This is a genomic window from Bradyrhizobium sp. SZCCHNR1043 (assembly GCF_032489675.1).
Classification (GTDB): Bacteria; Pseudomonadota; Alphaproteobacteria; order Rhizobiales; family Xanthobacteraceae; genus Bradyrhizobium.
Map to the genome: position 1 here is coordinate 214,294 of NZ_JAUEYN010000011.1, position 18,602 is coordinate 232,895.

At 64.1% G+C, this 18,602-nt stretch carries 17 protein-coding genes; 9 read left to right on the forward strand and 8 right to left on the reverse strand.

What is annotated here, in order from left to right; translation table 11 throughout:
• Positions 1-3: 3 nt before the first annotated feature.
• Together QX039_RS20735 and QX039_RS20740 are read right to left on the reverse strand one after the other, a co-directional pair.
• Positions 4-669 (reverse strand): dienelactone hydrolase family protein, encoded by a 666-nt coding sequence (locus QX039_RS20735; RefSeq protein WP_315733837.1) that lies wholly within the window; start codon positions 667-669, stop codon positions 4-6.
• Positions 670-700: 31 nt separating this feature from the next.
• Positions 701-1,129, reverse strand: coding sequence for a DUF2267 domain-containing protein (locus QX039_RS20740; RefSeq protein ID WP_315733835.1), 429 nt, complete (start codon positions 1,127-1,129; stop codon positions 701-703).
• A gap of 228 nt (positions 1,130-1,357) precedes the next feature.
• Here QX039_RS20740 and QX039_RS20745 point away from each other — a divergent pair, with 228 nt between their 5' ends.
• Positions 1,358-1,924: an HPF/RaiA family ribosome-associated protein gene (locus QX039_RS20745; RefSeq protein ID WP_315733833.1), complete on the forward strand. Its 567-nt coding sequence runs from the start codon at positions 1,358-1,360 to the stop codon at positions 1,922-1,924.
• 82 nt (positions 1,925-2,006) lie between these two features.
• Positions 2,007-2,984, forward strand: a complete 978-nt coding sequence (locus tag QX039_RS20750) for a ribose-phosphate diphosphokinase (RefSeq protein WP_315733831.1) — start codon at positions 2,007-2,009, stop codon at positions 2,982-2,984.
• A 16-nt stretch (positions 2,985-3,000) separates the two neighbouring features.
• Here QX039_RS20750 and QX039_RS20755 read toward each other — a convergent pair whose 3' ends face one another.
• Positions 3,001-4,068: a hypothetical protein gene (locus tag QX039_RS20755; protein ID WP_315733829.1), complete on the reverse strand. Its 1,068-nt coding sequence runs from the start codon at positions 4,066-4,068 to the stop codon at positions 3,001-3,003.
• Positions 4,069-4,169: 101 nt separating this feature from the next.
• Here QX039_RS20755 and QX039_RS20760 point away from each other — a divergent pair, with 101 nt between their 5' ends.
• The 3 genes from QX039_RS20760 to QX039_RS20770 all read left to right on the forward strand — a co-directional run bounded on the left by QX039_RS20760 (position 4,170) and on the right by QX039_RS20770 (position 6,654).
• Positions 4,170-4,835: a phosphoribosyltransferase gene (locus QX039_RS20760; RefSeq protein WP_315733827.1), complete on the forward strand. Its 666-nt coding sequence runs from the start codon at positions 4,170-4,172 to the stop codon at positions 4,833-4,835.
• Positions 4,836-4,849: 14 nt separating this feature from the next.
• Positions 4,850-6,187 carry a nicotinate phosphoribosyltransferase gene (locus QX039_RS20765; RefSeq protein ID WP_315733825.1) on the forward strand — a complete coding sequence of 446 codons (1,338 nt, stop codon included), beginning with the start codon at positions 4,850-4,852 and terminating at the stop codon, positions 6,185-6,187.
• Between the two features lie 77 nt (positions 6,188-6,264).
• Positions 6,265-6,654 (forward strand): helix-hairpin-helix domain-containing protein, encoded by a 390-nt coding sequence (locus QX039_RS20770; protein ID WP_315733824.1) that lies wholly within the window; start codon positions 6,265-6,267, stop codon positions 6,652-6,654.
• 215 nt (positions 6,655-6,869) lie between these two features.
• Here the strand turns inward: QX039_RS20770 and QX039_RS20775 are convergent, their stop codons facing one another.
• The gene (locus QX039_RS20775; protein ID WP_315733823.1) at positions 6,870-7,718 is read right to left on the reverse strand and encodes an outer membrane protein; all 849 of its coding nucleotides are present in this window, start codon (positions 7,716-7,718) and stop codon (positions 6,870-6,872) included.
• Between the two features lie 359 nt (positions 7,719-8,077).
• Between QX039_RS20775 and QX039_RS20780 the strand changes: the two genes are divergently transcribed.
• A complete protein-coding gene (locus QX039_RS20780; RefSeq protein ID WP_315733821.1) occupies positions 8,078-8,356 on the forward strand; it encodes a hypothetical protein in 279 nt (92 codons plus the stop codon).
• Positions 8,357-8,483: 127 nt separating this feature from the next.
• On the opposite strand, the gene QX039_RS20785 is transcribed toward QX039_RS20780, so the two are convergent.
• On the reverse strand, positions 8,484-9,821 hold the full coding sequence (locus QX039_RS20785) for an MFS transporter (RefSeq protein ID WP_315733819.1): 1,338 nt from the start codon (positions 9,819-9,821) through the stop codon (positions 8,484-8,486).
• A gap of 444 nt (positions 9,822-10,265) precedes the next feature.
• Here QX039_RS20785 and QX039_RS20790 point away from each other — a divergent pair, with 444 nt between their 5' ends.
• The gene (locus tag QX039_RS20790; protein WP_315733817.1) at positions 10,266-11,291 is read left to right on the forward strand and encodes a histone deacetylase family protein; all 1,026 of its coding nucleotides are present in this window, start codon (positions 10,266-10,268) and stop codon (positions 11,289-11,291) included.
• 223 nt (positions 11,292-11,514) lie between these two features.
• On the forward strand, positions 11,515-12,948 hold the full coding sequence (locus tag QX039_RS20795; protein ID WP_315733815.1) for a lysophospholipase: 1,434 nt from the start codon (positions 11,515-11,517) through the stop codon (positions 12,946-12,948).
• Between the two features lie 13 nt (positions 12,949-12,961).
• Here the strand turns inward: QX039_RS20795 and ppsA are convergent, their stop codons facing one another.
• The gene (gene ppsA / locus QX039_RS20800) at positions 12,962-15,415 is read right to left on the reverse strand and encodes a phosphoenolpyruvate synthase (RefSeq protein WP_315733813.1); all 2,454 of its coding nucleotides are present in this window, start codon (positions 15,413-15,415) and stop codon (positions 12,962-12,964) included.
• A 174-nt stretch (positions 15,416-15,589) separates the two neighbouring features.
• Between ppsA and QX039_RS20805 the strand changes: the two genes are divergently transcribed.
• Positions 15,590-16,717, forward strand: coding sequence for an SbmA/BacA-like family transporter (locus QX039_RS20805; RefSeq protein WP_315733811.1), 1,128 nt, complete (start codon positions 15,590-15,592; stop codon positions 16,715-16,717).
• Here QX039_RS20805 and QX039_RS20810 read toward each other — a convergent pair.
• Both QX039_RS20810 and glk read right to left on the reverse strand, forming a co-directional pair.
• Positions 16,677-17,615, reverse strand: a complete 939-nt coding sequence (locus QX039_RS20810; protein ID WP_315733809.1) for a 1-phosphofructokinase family hexose kinase — start codon at positions 17,613-17,615, stop codon at positions 16,677-16,679. The two genes, QX039_RS20805 and QX039_RS20810, sit on opposite strands and share 41 nt — an antisense overlap.
• A 6-nt stretch (positions 17,616-17,621) precedes the next feature.
• Positions 17,622-18,602, reverse strand: a complete 981-nt coding sequence (glk, locus tag QX039_RS20815) for a glucokinase (RefSeq protein WP_315733807.1) — start codon at positions 18,600-18,602, stop codon at positions 17,622-17,624.

The following is an 18,602-nucleotide window of genomic DNA, read 5'->3' on the forward strand; positions in this document are numbered from 1 at the left end:
CTCCTAGCTTGAGGTGGGGACAGGCGCTGGTGTGCGCAGATATCGCTCGAACCACTGGCTGGCATGGTCGATGACGGTGTTCATTGCGCCCGGCTCTGGAAACAGGTGCGTCGCGCCGGGAATGATTTCCAGTTCCGTTGGCCCGCCAAGCCGGGTGAGCGCCTCCTCGTTCAGCTCGATCACGCCGGAGTCGGCGCCGCCCACGATCAGCAGGGTTGGCGCATGGACATGAGACAAGGCCTCGCCAGCCAAATCCGGACGGCCGCCGCGGGAGACTACGGCGGCAATTCGATGAGGCAATTGAGCCGCGGCAACAAGGGCGGCCGCGGCGCCGGTGCTGGCGCCGAACAATCCAACCGGGAGGCCGGCAATCGCCGGTTTAAGGCCTTGAAGCCAGTCGACGGCTGCGACCAGCCGCGTTCCAAGCATTCCGATATTGAAAACGTTCGAGCGGTCATGCTCTTCTTGCGGCGTGAGAAGATCGAATAGCAGCGTCGCAAAGCCGCGCTCATTCAGCCCCTGCGCGACCGCAATGTTCCGGATACTGAATCGGCTTGAGCCGCTGCCGTGTGCAAAGACGACCAGGCCGCGCGCATTTTCCGGCAGGGTCAGCGTTCCTGCCAGCCCGAAAGGCGGAATGCGAACGTCGAACGCTTGATCGATCTTCATGACACATCCGCTCTGGGTCAGCCCTTCTGGGTCAGCCCTGGAGGTTTCTGAGTTGGGCCGGAAGATGGGCCATCAATTTCTCGAATTCGCCGGGATCCAGCTTTTCCCATAGCACTTCGTAGATTCCACGCGCGGCCGTGAGGGGATCGATGGGAAATTGCGGCGGAAGCTCTCGGCCAACATGCGCTACAAATTCGTCGATGTGCCGCTCCTTGGTCGGAGTCGCCGCCATATGCCAGCCCTCGTAGTAGATGCCGCGCACGATGATTGGTAGCTGCGCGCCGAGCTTGGCTGCGACCTCCGGCGGCAGACGGTCGCGCAGCGCGTGCAGGACGGCTCGCAACGCATTGTAGGCATGGTGGCGGCTTTCCAGGGCCAACTGCTCATCGATCGCTTTGAGCCAAACATTGGTTTCCTGAACCGAATGATCCAATGCAGTCACACCCGTTGTTGTGCTCATGGTCTCGCTCCCAGGACAGAGACAGATGGTCAATTAGTCGCAGCCTGTCCTCGGCCTGCTTTGACCTGCCGCAAAGTTCCCCGAAGGAGGGCAACAAAATGAGCGCCGCCGGGCGTTCTGGACCGGCGGCGAGTTACCTGGTTGAGGGCGTCGGGCCGGGTTGATTTCGCGCAAGGCCGTGCGCGGGCGGCGTGCTCAGATCGGTCGCCTTTTCTGAGGAGCAAGATCATGCAAACCCCGGCTCAAATCGAATTCGAGAATCTGACGCCGTCTCCTGAGCTGCAAGCTGCGGTCAGCCAGCACATTTCCGAGCTGGAAAAGCGCTTCGGTCGAGCGACCGCAGGGCGCGTCATCGTGCGAGGCCCTGGCGAGCGTCACAAGACGGGCGGTCAGTACCAGGTAAACATCCGGCTCGTTCTTCCCGACGGGCGCGAAGTCAACGTGGGCCGGACGCCCAAGGAGGATGAAAGGTATGCCGACCCGACCTTTGCAGTGGACGACGCTTTCAAGCGGGCGCGGCGGCAACTGCAGGATCAGGTGCTTGTGATGCACCGCGAGACGAAGCACCACCAAGGAGAGCCGGTTGGCACTGTGCTACGGATCGATCCTAGCGGCGAATTCGGGTTCCTCGAGGCGGACGACGGCCACGAGGTCTATTTCAATTGCAACAGTGTTCTGGAAGGCCGCGCGAACATCGCCGTCGGCGCGCGTGTCGGCTATGTCGAGGAGCTCGGAGAAAAGGGGCCTCAGGCCAGCACGGTCAGGCTCCTGAGCAAACACGGCATGCGGACGTAGGTGGTTCCTCATCTCAATTGGTGGTGTGCTCACAATGGACAGTAGCTGGACGCCTCGTACCGCACGGACGCGGAGCGATCGGTTGCGCCTTTTTGCCTTGAATGGCAGCACGGAGCTGGGCGAGCGGATTGCGTCCTCATTGGGTTGCAAGCTGGCGGCCCACGAAGAGCGCAGCTTTGAAGACGGCGAGCACAAGGTTCGGCCACTCGATACGGTTGCCGGGTGCGATGTCTTTGTCGTTCACAGTCTTCACGGAGGTCCGATTGAGAGTCCGAACGACAAGCTTTGTCGTCTGTTGTTCATGATCGGCGCACTGAAAGACGCAGGTGCCACGAGCGTGACCGCGGTCACGCCATATCTTTGCTATGCGCGAAAGGATCGCAGAACGAAAGAGAATGATCCCGTGACGATCCGTTACCTGGCGTCGTTGTTCGAGGCGGTCGGCACGGCCAGGATGGTGACGCTCGATGTGCATAACGAGGCTGCCTTCGAGAATGCATTCCGCTGTCCTTCGATTGCACTCACCACGGCGCCGCTGCTGATCGGAAGGATAAAATCAATCGCCGGCGACAGGCCGATCAGCGTCGTCTCTCCCGATCTCGGTGGTGGCAAGCGGGCCGATCTGTTGCGGGAGGCATTGCAAAAGGCCTTGCAGAGACCCATAGGCAAGGCCTTCGTCGAGAAACATCGCAGCTCCGGCCGGGTGTCCGGCGACCTCTTTGCCGGCGACGTGGCTGATGCGTTCTGCGTCGTCGTCGACGATCTCATCAGCAGTGGCGGAACCCTGGTGCGTGCGGCGAAAGCGGCGCGCGCGCACGGCGCAGGAAGTGTCATTGCGTGTGTCGCTCACGGCCTGTTCATGCCGGGGGCGGAAACGGCACTTGCGGACGCGTCTATCGATCACATTATCGCGACGGACACCGTTCCGCCGTTTCGGCTGCGCCCGGGTCCGGTTCTCGCCAAGCTTGAGGTGATCTCGGCGGCTCCGCTGCTGGCAGAAGCCATCAGACGGCTGCATCAGAACGAGTCGCTGGCTGATTTGATGATGTATCAGGCTTGACGAAGCCTTGCTCGAATCATCGGGCGAGCAGCCGTTCAAGCCGCTTTGCATCGGCTTCGGCAAGGGCGAGATAGTGGCGCGCGACGCGGGGCCATTTTTCCGGCGTGCGCGGCCGGGCATCGAGCAAATGCGCGATGGACAAGCGCGCCCGTAGCATCGCGCGACCAACTCGATAAAACAGGAATACGCCGCTGGCCGGATCATCGTGCAGCGTGCGTGCCAGCCCTTGTCGGATCGTGTCGCCGAACCATCGGCTGCCAAGCCGTTCGCATTCCAGGTGCAGAAACGCGATCTCGTCCAGTGCATCGCTGGCCCGCAAACGCGAATTGAACTCGAGACAGTCGATGATCGGATGGGCAGGCGTGAGCCAGATGTGCTCTGGTCTCAGGTCGCCGTGACCATCGACGATAAGCCTTTGCGAGACCCGATCGATGAGGATCCGGGCGTTCTGCTTGAGAAATCGTCGTTGAACGGATGCAACGCGCAAGATCGTGCCGTGCGGCAGGGCGAAGCGTCGATTCAGCAGGACTTGCAAATCGAGGACGGCGGCTTCGTGCAACGAAGCCAAATAGGTCTCTGGGTCGATCAGGACCCGCGAAGCATGCGAATAGAACCCGGCGAGAACCGCTGCGAGCTGGTCGGCATCGGTCTGGCGAGCGGTGCCGTTGCGCAGCATGGCCTCGAGCGTTTCGTCCTCGTTCAGTCGGCGCATGACGACGAGCCAGTCAGCCACCGGACCGGAGCCGCCGATCGCGTACCCCGAAGCAGTCTCGGTCAGCGGAACGACGCCGAGATAGACGTCGGGTGCCAGCCGGTGGTTGAGGCTGGCTTCTGCCAGGCAGGCCGTCCTGCGGCGAGCCAGAGTCGAAAAATCGAGATAGGCAAAACGGACCGGCTTCTTGAGCTTGTAGACCCGCCCGCCATTCATGAAGACCCAGGACATGTGGGTCTCGCGCGTCTGAAGGCGGTCGGGAACGGGAGTGTAGCCCTCGGGGCGGCTCAGGAATGCGACCTTGCCGGAAAGGGCAGAAACGCTGACGTTCTCGGCACCGTCCGTCGTGAGCTCGTTCTGGCGGTCCAGCATGACAATCACTTGCCAAACGAAGACCGAGACAGTTTGACACCGATCAACGATCCCGGGCGCCGGAGCAATAATCTGACAAAAATTCAAGCGGATCTGCCGACATGTTGTTTCAGGACCGGGAAGACGCCGGCCGTCAGCTGGCAAAAACCTTGCTGAAGTACAAGAGCCGCCATCCCGTGATTCTGGCGTTGCCTCGGGGCGGCGTTCCCGTGGCGGCTGAGGTGGCCGAACGGTTGGAAGCGCCGCTCGATCTGGTTCTGGTGCGCAAGATCGGCGCGCCCATGCAGCCAGAGCTCGCGATCGGGGCGGTGGTGGACGGAGACGATCCGATTATCGTTCGCAATCAGGACGTCATCGATCTGACCGGCGTGAGCGAGAAGACGTTCGACGCCATCTGCGCCGGTGAGCTTGCCGAGATCGACAGGCGGCGCGAGCTTTATCTTGGCGGTCGCCTGCGGTCCGACGTCAAAGGGCAGGTCGCGATCATCGTCGACGACGGCATTGCGACGGGGGCGACGACGCTCGCAGCGATCCGCGCGCTGCGAAGACGAGAGCCGAAGGAGTTGGTCCTAGCCGTCCCGGTCGCGCCGCTCGAGACCTTGCAGCGGTTGCACACGGAGGTCGATGCAGTCGTTTGCCTGGACACGCCGCGAGACTTTGGCGCGATCGGCTACTATTATCGTGACTTCGGCCAAGTCAGCGATGACGAGGTCATCGCAACCTTAAAGCGGTTCCCGGCGAAGACGACGACGACACCGGCCTCCTGATCTCGGGGTTGCTCATGAATACGTCGTCAAGCGCGCTCCTGACGGACCTGTACCAACTGAACATGGTGCAGGCGTATCTGGAAGCGGGCCAGACGCAGACCGCCGTCTTCGAATTCTTCGTCCGGAAGCTGCCGGCCCAGCGCAACTTCCTGGTGGCGGCCGGTCTGGAGCAGGCGCTCGAGTTCCTGCGAGGTCTGCGCTTTTCCGACGACGAACTGAGCTGGCTGGTACGAAGCGGCCGGTTCAGCGCGAGCCTAATCCATTATATCGCGGATTTCCGCTTCAGCGGTGATGTCCACGCCATGCCGGAGGGCACGGTATTCTTCGCCAACGAACCTATCCTCCGCGTCACGGCGCCTCTCCCCGAGGCTCAGCTCGTCGAGACCCGCTTGATCAATCTGTTGCATTTCCAGTCGCTGATCGCGTCCAAGGCCGCCCGCATGGCGCTGCTCGCGCCGAACAAGCTGTTGGTCGATTTCGGGCTGCGCCGGGCTCATGGCGCGGAAGCCGGTCTTTTGGCAGCCCGCGCCAGCTATATCGGGGGCTTTGCCGGGACTGCGACCGTTCTCGCCGAGAAATGCTTTGGAATCCCTTCCTATGGCACGATGGCGCATTCGTTCGTCCAATCGTTCGATGACGAGACGGCAGCGTTTGAAGCTTTTGCGCGAGCAAGACCGGAGGATCTCGTGCTGTTGATCGACACCTATGACACGGAGATGGCGGCCAGAAAGGTGGTGGCCTTGGCTCCCCGGCTGCGGGCCCTTGGCATTTCCATCCGTGGAGTACGGATCGACAGTGGTGACCTGGTGGCGCTCTCGAGAAGCGTCCGGCGGATCCTTGATGAGGGCGATCTCGAGGACGTGACCATTTTCGTCAGCGGCGGCATCGACGAAGAAGCGCTGTCTTCCTTTGCTTGCGAGGCCGCCCCCATCGACGGTGTCGGGATCGGCACCAGCCTGGCGACATCCTCCGATGCCCCCGCCCTCGACTGCGCCTATAAGCTACAAGAGTATGCAGGCACGCCGCGGCGAAAGCGTTCGACCGGCAAAGCGACTTGGCCGGGCCGCAAGCAGGTGTGGCGTCGCTATGATCCCGACGGCCACATGACATCCGACGTGCTCTCGACGGAAGATGATGTCCGAGAGGGAGAAGCCCTGATCGTCCCTGTCTTGCAACAAGGGCGTCCGGTCACGCATCAGCCCTCGCTCCAGGATATCCGCGCCTACGCCCGGACTCAATTGGGGCGACTGCCGAGAGCTCTTGAGGGACTCCAGGTCGGCTCGTCCTATCCGGTCCATGTGGCGGCACGGCTCCGAGAATTGGCCGCTGCTGTCGACTTGAAGACGAAGTAGGTTGCTGCGGCTAATTCTCGTCATCTGTATCAAGAGCGGAACGCCCGGTGTGCGCCTAGAAGGCGTGGAGAGCGCCTATGCCGGTTCAGAATGCCGAAATTGCCAAGATGTTCGACCAGACCGCGGATCTCCTGGAGGTCAAGGGCCGTTCTCGCGCGTATCGTAACGCAGCCCGCCTGATCGAGCGCCTGCCCAAGAGCATCACCAGCCTGCTGAAGGCTGGCGAGGATCTCTCCGAGCTACCTGGGATCGGCAAGGACCTCGCGGGCAAGATCGAGGCCATCGTAACGTCGCACAAGTTCGATGTGCTTGACCGGCTCAGGCGCGAGCTGCCGGGTGACCTCGGTGAGATTGCGGCGCTTCCCGGGCTCGGGCCCAAGAGCGAGCAGAAGCTCTTGCTCAACGAAGCGCCGCATCAGCTTCCCCGCAGAGAGAATCATCAAATCCGGCTGTTGCCGGTCGGGTGATGGTACAGACGGTGTACCTCCAGCTTCGGAAATACGCCCTCCATTCGGGGGACCGACGTTTCGTGCCATAAGCGGACCAACCACTTGCCGCTAGATCGTACGCGCTGTTGATGGACCAGCTGCGGGGGCAGTGACAGTGCAATCAATTGACAAACGGCACCGCCAAGGAGCGCCATTGTTGCTCTGCGAGTTCAGTACGCATTCAACGTAGTCCGCTAGAAGCGATAGTTGATGCCCACGCGAACGATCTGGAGTTTCGTGCTCACCGTATGGTTGGCTACTTGTCCAGGGGGGCCAAATCCGGGTGCGTTATTGAAAGTCGAATAGGAGAAGTTGCCGAGGTCGGCGTAGAGATACTCAGCCTTCGCGGACCAATGGTCTCGGAATGCCCATTCGACGCCACCGCCGGCTGTCCAGCCGACACGGGTGCTGCTGCGGCCGCCGACATGACATTCATTCAAGCCGTTCACGATCGGGCAGCCGTCGGCAAAATCCCACGCAAATCTCTTTGATGCGTCGACATTGGCGATCGCCGCGCCGCCCGTGCCATAGATCATGAATCGGTCAAAGGCCCAGCCAACGCGCCCTCGGACCGTGGCGAACCAATTCATACCAATGTGGTCGACTGATGCAACCGTTCTCCCCGATACCGGCTCGACAACATTGCCAGTGTTTCGCGACACGTTGCCATCAATGCCGTTGAAATCGCCCTCGATACCCAAGACCAGGTGCGACCAGCCTGCCGTTGTTGGCTGCCAGTTGCATCCAACCTGTCCTCCACCGGTAATGCCGGTGTGACTCGAGCTCGCCAGACCGGCATTGTTGATTGCCGTTCTTGCAATGCCACTGATGAGATTGGGCGGGAACGGAGGCGCGTCGGTCGTCAGGTTGTGTTTCACCTGGCCCCCGCCGAGGTTCGCGCCGACATAGCATCCCGTCCAACTAAACACGGCGAGCGGCGCAGCGCGGGGCGGGGCCTTTAGCGGCAGATCGGCCGCCGACGCGGCCTGCGCAAATGGAAGGATTGAAACAGCAGAAATGATTGCGATGGATGCGTTACGCATCGTTGCCTCCCACCACCAGACCCGAGCCATGCTATTCGGTGCGCGGGTCCGTGGGCAATAACGTCTGGTTGTTTCGTATGTAAATTTCAACCCATCGTGACATTTTAACCACAGGTTGTATGTTGTAAAGTATGAAGCTCATTCATCGCGCGACCTTGGATTAAGGATACATTGCTCACCTAACAACGCCGAGATGCCGGGAGCCGCAGTCCATTGCTGGGGATCACCGTGGTTTCGGGGGCGCCTATCGCGCCGGGGGCGGGGGACCTTGTGGCGTGTGCCGGGGCAACTTTCCCCGCGCTCCCTTTGCTCGGCTCGATAGGCCTGTCCGCTGATCGGCGGGTTGAGATGATGAGATCGTGTCCGGTTCCACCACGTCTGGGTTGCTTCTGATGGCTCTGAAAATCATGCTTGCCGGCTTTGCCGTGTTTCCTTTGGTGCTGCTCTGGTTCGGAGGTCCGATCGTCTGGACCGCCCTGCGAACTGGGCGGCTGCTTGGTCGTGGCGCCGTCTACGATCGTGACGTGCAGCCCAAGATGTACTTTTTTGGCTTGGTGTTCTGGCTTTGCATATTTCTCGTTGTGGCAGGGAATAGCGTATTAGTGCTCATGCATGTCGACGATTGGCTGTTCAATTGAACGCCACCTGCGCCATTCCACCGCGCTATCGCGCGTCGCCCTGGAATGGCAGCGAGGCGCCGACAAAGAAAACGGCGGCCGGGGGGCCGCCGTTGGAGTCGAGACCACGCGAAGCGCGGCGTGGTGCTCAGGAGGTTCGGAGCTGGACGCGCTGGATCTTGCCGACGATCAGCAAGTAGGCACACGCCGCGACCAGGGCGTTGAGGCCGACGAACACCAGCGCGCCGTTGAACGAGCCGGTGGCCGACAGGATGTAGCCGATCACGATCGGGGTGGTGATGCTGGAGAGGTTGCCGAAGGTGTTGAACAGGCCGCCGGAGACGCCGCCGGCTTCCTTCGGCGAGGTGTCGGAGACGACCGCCCAGCCGAGCGCGCCGATGCCCTTGCCGAAGAAGGCCAGCGCCATCAGGCCGACCACCAGCGCCTGGCCGTCGACATAGTTGCAGCCGATGATCGCCATCGACAGCAGCATGCCGCCGACGATCGGGATCTTGCGGGCGAGCGTCAGCGATCCCGTCTTGCGCAGGATGGCGTCGGAGATGAAACCGCCGAGCACGCCGCCGATGAAGCCGCACAGCGCCGGCAGGGTGGCGATGAAGCCGGCCTGCAGGATCGACAGGCCGCGCTCCTTGACCAGATAGACCGGGAACCAGGTCAGGAAGAAATAGGTCAGCGTGTTGATGCAGTACTGGCCGATATAGACGCCGAGCATCATGCGGTTCGACAGCAACTGTCCGATGTGCGACCAGGTCGGACCACCGGAGGCGGCCTTGGCGTCTTTCGCGCCCTCCATGTCGACCAGCGCGCCGCCGTCCTTGATGTAGTCGAGCTCGGCCTGGTTGACGCTCGCGTGCTCCTTCGGTCCGTACATGGTCCTGATCCAGATCAGGCCCATGAGGATGCCGAGCGCGCCCATCACGGTGAAGACGTGGCGCCAGCCGAACGCGTGCGCGATCCAGCCCATCAGCGGCGCGAAGATCACGGTCGCGAAGTACTGCCCCGAATTGAAGAAGGCCGACGCCGTGCCGCGTTCGCTGCTCGGAAACCAGGCGGCGACGATGCGGGCATTGGCCGGGAAGCTCGGTGCCTCGGCGAGACCGACCATGAAGCGCAGCGTGAACAGCGCGGTGACGGCGGCGGCGCCGGAGAAGAAGCCGATCCAGCCCTGCATCATGGTGAAGATCGACCAGATCACGATGCTGCAGGCATAGACCCAGCGCGAACCGAAGCGATCGAGCAGCCAGCCGCCCGGCACCTGCGCGAGCACATAGGACCAGCCGAAGGCGGAGAACACATAGCCCATCGCCACGGGATCGAGATGCAGCTCCTTGGACAGCGAAGGTCCTGCGATCGACAAGGTCGCGCGGTCGGCATAGTTCACGGTCGTGACCAGGAACAGCATGGTCACGATAAGCAGCCGCACGCGCGATCGGCGCAGTTCGGCCGTGGTTACGATTGCGCTCATGCACGCCACCTCTCTTGTCACGTTCCTCGAGAACTGTCCTAGAGGAGAGGGAGGGCCGCGGTCCAAACCGAAGCCTGTATCGATCGATCCAAATTTTGGATCAATCCCGGGGTCTCCATGCCGGGCAAAGGCTTCTCTCCTGACCATACGCGCAGGAGCCGATCAGGATTGCCCGTCGAGTTTTTCAGATTTCGTGGCGCATTCCGACGGCCGTCGCGGCAACCGCCAGCATGGCGGAGCGGATCTCTCCTCACATCCACCGCGCCTCACGCGCCGGATCGCCTGGATCCCGGCAAATTCGCTGCCGACAAGATGCGAAGCGCAGCGGTCCGTTCCGCCGGTTGGAAGCCGCCCACGGACCAATGGACGTGCGAACCATCTGTGCTTGTATCGGCTGCTACTGCGTGCACAATCGTCGGTGCAAGCGAACAGGAGCCATTGCGCGTGAAGGCCGTCTACACCGAGCTGCATCGCAGCCATGATCCGCAATTCTATCTGGTGCGCGGCGTCGTCAAGCGCACCACCGAGCAGCCCGAGCGGGCGGATCGTCTGCTTGCGGGATTGAAGGCCGGCCATCACGAGTTGGTCGCGCCGATTCATTTCGGCCAGGAAGCTCGCGCGCGCGTGCACAGTCCGGAATACCTCAATTTCCTGGAAGAGGCGTGGGACGCGTGGGCCGCGCTCGGCGATGCCGGTGCGGAGATGATTCCGAACATCCATCCCGTTCGCAATGCCGCCACCTATCCGACGCACATCGTCGGGCGGCTGGGCTGGCACACGACCGATACCTCGGCGCCGATCGGGCCGGGGACGTGGGAAGGCGCCTGCGCCGCGACCGACGTGGCTGCGACCGCGGCGCAACTGCTGCTCGATGGCGAGGATGCGGCGTATGCGCTGTGCCGGCCGCCGGGCCACCATGCCTATCGGGACATGGCCTCGGGCTTCTGCTTCATGAACAACTCCGCCATTGCAGCCGCGCATCTGCGTCAGCGCCACGAGCGGGTCGCCATCCTCGACGTCGACGTCCACCACGGCAACGGCACGCAGGGCATCTTCTACGAGCGGCCCGACGTGCTCACCATCTCGATCCACGCCGACCCCACGCATTACTACCCGTTCGTCTGGGGCTATGCGCATGAGCGCGGCGCAGGCGCGGGCCTTGGCGCCAACCTCAACATTCCGCTGCCGCTGAAGAGCGGCGACGACACCTATCTCAAGGCGTTCGAGACCGCGGCCAAGACGATCCATGCGTTCGCGCCCGGCGCGCTCGTGGTCGCGCTCGGTCTCGATGCCTCCGAGCACGATCCGCTCAAGGGGCTCTCCGTGACGACGCCGGGTTTCCGCCGCATCGGCGGCGCGATCGCGCGGCTCGGCCTGCCCACGGTGTTCGTGCAGGAGGGGGGCTACCTCTCGGACATTCTCGGCCAGAACCTGACCGCAGTGCTCGGAGGTTTCGAAGCGGCGCGGTAAGCCTTCATCTCCTCCTCGTGATCTCTTCCTGGTGTGCGCCGAGAACGCCATCGCAAATCATTCGCATGGCTGCGCTTGACGTGCGGAGGCGAGCCGCGACGCGGCCGCTTCAGGCTCGACAGTGCGGCCGACTGTCGAAACATTCAGGTCCGATTGCTGCACCATTTAACAAGTGCTAGGCTTTGCGAACTACCTTCGGCTGTAGTCGGCTCGGAGGGACGTGATGAAGCGGCGAATGATCGGCCTGGATACCCTGGTCGCGGGATCCGAAGAGGCGTTGGCCCAGCCGATGGCCAAACTGACCGGGCCGGAGCTCGGCTCTGCAGCCTTGGCCGGCCGGCCATCCCGCCGAAGGCTGCTGGCCTCAGCCGGCCTCGGCCTCGGCGCTGCGGCCGTATCGTTCTCAGCCGGCCCGGTGATCGCGCAACCACGTGACGGCGCAAGCCTCGGCCGGCCGGTGCGGGTCAGCAAGGACCGGCTCGATGCGCTTGCAGCGAAGCTCCACGCCGTCTTCAATGAGCACAATATCTTGCCGCCATTCTCGGCCGAGAAGCACGGGGCGCGGGTCGACGTCGAACTGCGCCGGCTGACGACCTACACGCGCGTCCCCGAGACCGGTGAGCGCGTCAAGGTCAGCGGCCTGCTCGCGCTGCCCGCCGATCACAAGGGCGCACTGCCGGTCGTGTCGTGGCAGCACGGCACCATCCTGTCGTTCGATCAGGTCCCGTCCAATCTCGTCAGACTGGCCGATCCGAACTACGAACCGCGCGACAATGTCGATTCGATCGAGACGCTGTTCAACGTCCAGCGCCTGGTCGGCAACGGCTTTGCATTGATCGCGGCCGACTATCTCGGCAAGGGACCGTATCGCCGGGGGCGAGGCGAGGCCTATGCGGTGAAGGACGCGACCGTGCAGTGCTGCCTGGACGTGCTGAACGCGGGCCTGCTCGCGCTCGATCATCTCGGCCTGCGAAAGACCGGGCTGTTCCTGAACGGCTGGTCGCAGGGTGCCTTGAACACGCAATGGCTGGGCCAGGAGCTGCAGCGGCGGCGCGTCGCGGTGGCGGCGAGCGCAACGCAAAGTCCGTTCAATAATCTTGCGGATTCGATGCGCTATTGGGTGTCGGCCGAACCGGGCAGCGCGTCGACTGACAGCACCTATCCGAAGCAGCCGATTTGGATCACGCCGTGCGTCATCGTCCTCCTGGGCAGCTATCGCCAGTATTACCGGCTCGGCGACCTGTTCAAGACCGCGATCAAGCCGCAACACCTCGCGCTGGCCGAGAAATACTGGGCCGACTACAGCATGGACGAGACGTTCAGCAGGTCGGTGCCGCAGCCCTCGGACCTGCTGGTCGACGGCTTCTTCGAGCGCTTCACCCACGAGACCAACAGCCGCTTCCTCCGCCGCCTGGCCGGCAACAGCTCGACCTATTGGGATTATGACGCCCCGATGCGGTTCTACTACGGCCTTCTCGACGAGGCGCTGCCGCCGAGCCTAGTCAAGATGCCGCTGGCGGCCGACGGCCGCTTTGCGCAAGGCACAGCGGTCACCGGCGCCAGCCATCGCGGCACGTTCCTGGCAAGCCTCTATGGCGGCGGCGACGTCATGGGCGGCGCTTCGACCGTGCTGGACTTCTTCAAGACCAGCTCTTGAGCTTCGGCCATGATCAGCTCGCCAGCGCCTGCGGCGTGCGCGAGGCAAGCTCCCGCTCCGCAGTGCGGACGATCTCCATGGTGCGCACGACGCTCGCCGGATTGACGCTGATCGAATCGATGCCGAGTTCGGCCAGATAGCGCGCCACTTCGGGATAGTTGGCCGGCGCCTCGCCGCAGATGCCGACATGGCGACGGTTGCGATGCGCGCCTTCGACCGCCATCCTCAGCATCGCCAGCATGCCGGGATCGCGCTCGTCGAAATCGAACGCGACGATATCGGAATCGCGGTCGACGCCGAGCGTGAGCTGGGTGAGATCATTGGAGCCGATCGAGAAGCCGTCGAAATGTTTGGCGAACTCGTCGATCAGGATCACGTTGTTCGGGATCTCGCACATCATGTAGATCTCGAGCCCGTTCTCGCCACGCACCAAGCCGTGCCCGGCCATCGCCGCGATCACCTTGCGCGCCTCCTCGACGCGGCGGCAGAACGGGATCATGATCTTCAGATTGGCGAGCCCCATCGTGTCGCGCACGCGCTTCAACGCCGCGCATTCCAGCGCGAAGCCGGCGGCGTAGGCGGGATGCGCATAGCGCGAGGCGCCGCGGAAGCCGAGCATGGGGTTCTCTTCCTTCGGCTCGAAATCGGAGCCACCGATCAGGCTGGCATATTCGTTGGTCTTGAAGTCTGAGAGGCGCACGATCACCGGTCGTGGGTAGAACGCCGCGGCGATGGTGCCGACGCCTTCCGACAGCCGCTCGACGAAGAAGTCGGCGGGCTTCTTGTAGCGCGCAGTCAGGCGCTTGATCGTCGCGCGGTCCTTTGCCGCGGTCACCTTTGCGGGCGTCGCCAGCGCCATCGGGTGGATGCCGATCGCCTGGTTGATGATGAACTCCATGCGGGCGAGGCCGACGCCATCGTTCGGCAGCAGCGCGGTCTTGAAGGCCAGTTCGGGATTGCCGAGATTGACCATGATCTCCGTGCGCGGCTTCTCCAGGCTGTCGATCGCCAGGCGCTCGACATCGAACGGCAGTGCGCCGTCGTAGACATGGCCGGCATCGCCCTCCGCACAGCAGACGGTGACGGTCGTTCCGGTCTTCGCGTGCTTGCTGAAATCCTCCGTGCCGACCACGGCCGGCACGCCGAGCTCGCGGGCGATGATCGCGGCATGGCAGGTGCGGCCGCCATGATCGGTGACGATCGCCGCCGCGGTCTTCATCACCGGCTCCCAGTCCGGACTGGTCGATGCGGCGACCAGCACCTCGCCGGGGCGGAACGCGTTCAGATCCTTGGGAGTGCGGATCAGGCGGATCTTGCCGGTGGCGATCCTTTCGCCCACGGCGCGGCCGGTTGCCAGCGCCTTGCCGGTCTTCTTCAGAACGTAGGTCTCGATCGCCTCGGGCCGCCGCTGCGAGGCCACCGTCTCCGGCCGCGCCTGGATGATGTAGAGCGCGCCGTCGCGGCCGTCCTTGGCCCATTCGACGTCCATCGGTGTCGGCCTGCCGGCCTTCTGCGAGTAGTGCTCCTCGACGACGATGGTGGCCTGCGCGAGCTCCAGCACGTCGGCATCGCTGATGCAGAATTTCGCCCTGTCAGCCGGCGGCGTCGCCTCGGTGCGCGTCGTGGGGCCACGACTGCGCGCGCCGGGCTTTGCGCCGGCTTTGGCATAGACCATCCGTTTGTCCTTGGCGCCGAGCCGGCGCGACAGCACGCTGCGGAAGCCGGCCGCGAAGGTCGGCTTGTGGACGTAGAATTCGTCCGGATCGACCGTGCCCTGCACGATGGTCTCGCCGAGGCCGTAGACCCCGGTGATGAAGGCGACATCGCGAAAGCCGCTTTCGGTGTCGAGTGAGAACATCACGCCGCTCGCGGCGCGGTCCGAGCGCACCATCTTCATCACGGCGACCGACAACGCGACCTTGTCGTGGTCGAAGCCGTTGTCGATGCGGTAGGAGATCGCGCGGTCCGTATAGAGCGAGGCGAAGCAGCGGCGGCACGCCTCGAACAGATCCTTCGCGCCGCGAATGTTGAGAAAGCTCTCGTGCTGGCCTGCGAAGCTCGCATTCGGCAGGTCCTCGGCGGTGGCCGAGCTGCGCACGGCAACCGCGACGCCGCGGCCATACTCCTGCTCCAACTGCTTGTAGGCCTCTGCGACCTCGTGGCGCAGGTCGTCACGGTCGGTCGCCGCGAACACGATCGCGCGGGCCTTCGCCGCGCGCTTGGCGAGGTCGGCAATGCGGCGCTTGTCGAGGCCGGCGAGCAGCCTCCGTAGCTCGTCGTCGGCTCCGGCCGCGCGCAGCGCATCGCGATAGGCGGCCGCCGTCAGTGCGAAGCCGTTGGGCACGCGCACGCCGTGCGACGCCAGCGCCGAATACAGCTCGCCGAGCGACGCCGTCTTGCCGCCGACGCCCGGCACGTCCTCGATGCGGAGATCCTTGAACCAGCGGATATAGCTAGGTGCCGTCATCGGTCATCTCCCGCATCGCAACGCAAACGTCAGTTTGTCGCGGCGGGCGGCGGCTGCCTTGCGCAAGATCAAGCAGGGCGCTCCGCGAGCTCCTTAAATCGCGGGATGACAACGGTTCCACCATAGGCGAGGATGTTTGCTAAAACCCATCGATCACCTCCATCCGGATCACCAATGATCTCCGACGACCAGAACGAGGACGGCAATCGCGAATGGTCGCGATTCTGGCTCACGGCGCGGCAATTCTGGCTCGGATCGACGGCGTGGCGGGTCTGGCTGCTTTGCGTCGCCCTGGTCGTCCTCGTGGTGCTCCAGCTCTACGTGCAGTTCCGCTTCAATTACTGGAACAGGGATTTCTTCGACGCGCTGGAGGGCCGCGATCCGACGCGGCTGCGGCAGCAGGCCGCTCTGCTCATTCCGCTTTGTCTGGCGAGCGTCGTGCTGGCGATCGTCTCGGTGTGGGGCCGCATGGTGATGCAACGCAGCTGGCGGCAATGGTTGAGCGCCAAGGTGATCAATTACTGGGTCGAGAACGACCGCTATGCGCGGCTCGCGACGGTGCAGGGCGATCTGAAGATTCCGGAGTATCGCATTGCCGAGGACGTCCGCATCGCCACCGATGCGCCGATCGACTTCGTGGTCAGTGTGATCTCCTCGCTGCTGACGGCGGTCGTGTTCGTCCAGGTGCTGTGGCAGGTCGGCGGATCCATCGGCTTCGTCGTGGGCGGGCAGCAGTTGTGGATTCCAGGCTACCTGGTGGTCAGCGTCGTCATCTATTCCGGGCTGGTGACCGGGGCCATGCTGTGGGTCGGTTCGCCGCTCACGCGCGTCATCCAGACCAAGAACCAGGCCGAGTCGGAGCTGATCACCGCGGCCCATCACTTGCGCGACATCGGCGAAGGCATCGCGCCCAAGCAGGAGGAACGCAGCGTCATTGCCGGGCTGTGGATGGCGCTCGACCGCACGATCCAGCAATGGAAGCGGCTGTGCTGGCAGCTGATGCGCAACACCCTGGTGTCTCATCTGAATACGCTGCTCGCGCCGATCATCGGCCTCGTGCTGTGCGCGCCGAAGTTCCTCGGCGATCAGATGACCCTGGGCGAACTCACCCAGGCAGCCGCTGCGTTCACGCTGGTGCAGGGGTCGTTCAATTGGATGGTGGACAATTTCAACCGCCTCGCCGAGTGGATGTCGTCGCTGGAGCGCGTCGGCGGGTTGCTGCTCTCGCTCGATCGGCTCAACGGTGATGCGGAGAGCGATGTCACGCCGTCTCGAGCCGCACGTCAGCCTGCAGACGGCTGACGTCGGCGGGATCGCACAGCGCGGTGCCGGTGCGCAGCAGCGCCGCAGCACCTGCGGCGACCGCAAAGCGAAACGCGTCGTCGAGCAACTCGCCCGCGGCGAGCTTCGCGACCAGCGCGCCGAGAAAACTGTCGCCGGCGCCGACTGCATTGACCGGCACCATCGTCAGCGGCTGAGCGCGCAGCACGCGGTCGCGGGTCACCAGCAGGGCACCGAGATGACCCATGGTCAGCGCGACGGTGCCGGCCTTGCCGCTCGCGACCAGCGCGTGGGCGGCTTTCTCCCACGCCGTTGCATCGGGCAGCGCGCCGCCGGCCAGCTCTTGCATCTCGTGCAGCGACGGCTTCATCAGGTCGATGCCGCCGGCAACCGCCGCGGCCAAAGCTGGACCCGAGGTGTCGAGCACGAATTGCGCGCCGCGTGATCGTGCAAGCGTCGCAGCGCGCGCGTAGAAGTCGGTCGGGACGCCGCGCGGCAGGCTGCCGCTGCCGATGACGAAGCGGGGGAAAGGATCCTGGGCTGCGAGCAAGGCAAGGCCGGCCTGCCATTCGGCCTCGGTCAGCGTCGGACCCGGCAGGATGAAGCGATAGGGCTGGCCGCTGACGCGCTCCTGGACGAAGAAGTCCTCACGCGTGTCCTCGGCCGTCGCCCAGGTGCGGCTGGCGACGCCTTCCTTCTCGACGAGCTGCTTCAGCAGCAGGCCGGTCGGACCGCCGACCGGATAGAGCGCGGTGACGTCGCCGCCGAGGCGGGCGATGACACGGGCGACGTTGATACCGCCACCACCGGGATCTCGCTGTTGCGTCGTGCCGCGCAGCTTGGCCACCGGCACGATTTTCTCGACGGTCGTCGAGACGTCGACGGCCGGGTTCGGCGTGATCGTGACGATGTCGCTCATTCGATCTCAGTGCGTCGGGGAGCCGCCGCTCGCGGTAATGCTGGCCTCGAAGAACGATTTGAGACCGAGGAAGCTGATGTCGGGCTTGGTGACGATGTGCACCGGGATCGGCCGCAGATAGCTGTCATAGCGTCCCTTGCTCTCGAACTGCCGGCGGAAATCGGATTTGGCAAAGTAGTCCGGAAACCTCGGCGGGATGCCGCCGGCGATGTAGACGCCGCCGCGGGCGCAGAAGGTGAGCGCGAGGTTGCCGGCGACGGCGCCGAGCCAGGCGCAGAACATGTCGAGCGTGGCGCGGCTGGTGGCGCAGCTGCCGTCGAGCGCGGCGCTGGTGATGGCGGCGGCGTCGCGCTTCGGCACCGAGGCTCCGTCGACGGCCGCGATGGCATGATAGACGTTTTCGAGACCCCTGCCGGACAGCGCGCGCTCGATCGAGACATGGCCGAAGTGCTCGCGCATCTTGGCCAGCACCGCGGCCTCGCGCGCGGTGGTGGCCGGCAAGGTGGCGTGACCCGCCTCGGTGACGGCAACCGTGGGACGGCCGCCGCCCGGCAGATAGCAGGCCGCGCCGAACCCGGTGCCCGGGCCGATCACCAGCATCGGCGCGCCGGCGACGGCCGCGCTGCCGCCGAGCGGATACAGATCATCCGGCCGGAGCGCCGGCAGCGACCAGCCGACGGCCTCGAAATCGTTCAGCAGCTTCGCCGAGCGGAGATTGAATTGCGCGGCCAGCTCGGCGCCGTCGATGGCCCAGGTGCTGTTGGTCAGCATGCCGCGATTGCGCTCGATCGGCCCGGCGATATCGAGCACGGCCGCGGAGGGGGCTCCGCCTTCTGCGTGCCGCGACAGGAACGCGGTAATCGCATCGGCAATGGTGGCGAAGTCCGCGACCTTCAGGTGTTCGACCTCGCCGACCACGCCATCGTCGAGCAGCGCGAAGCGCGCATTTGTGCCGCCGATATCGCCCAGAAGAACGCGATCGCTCAT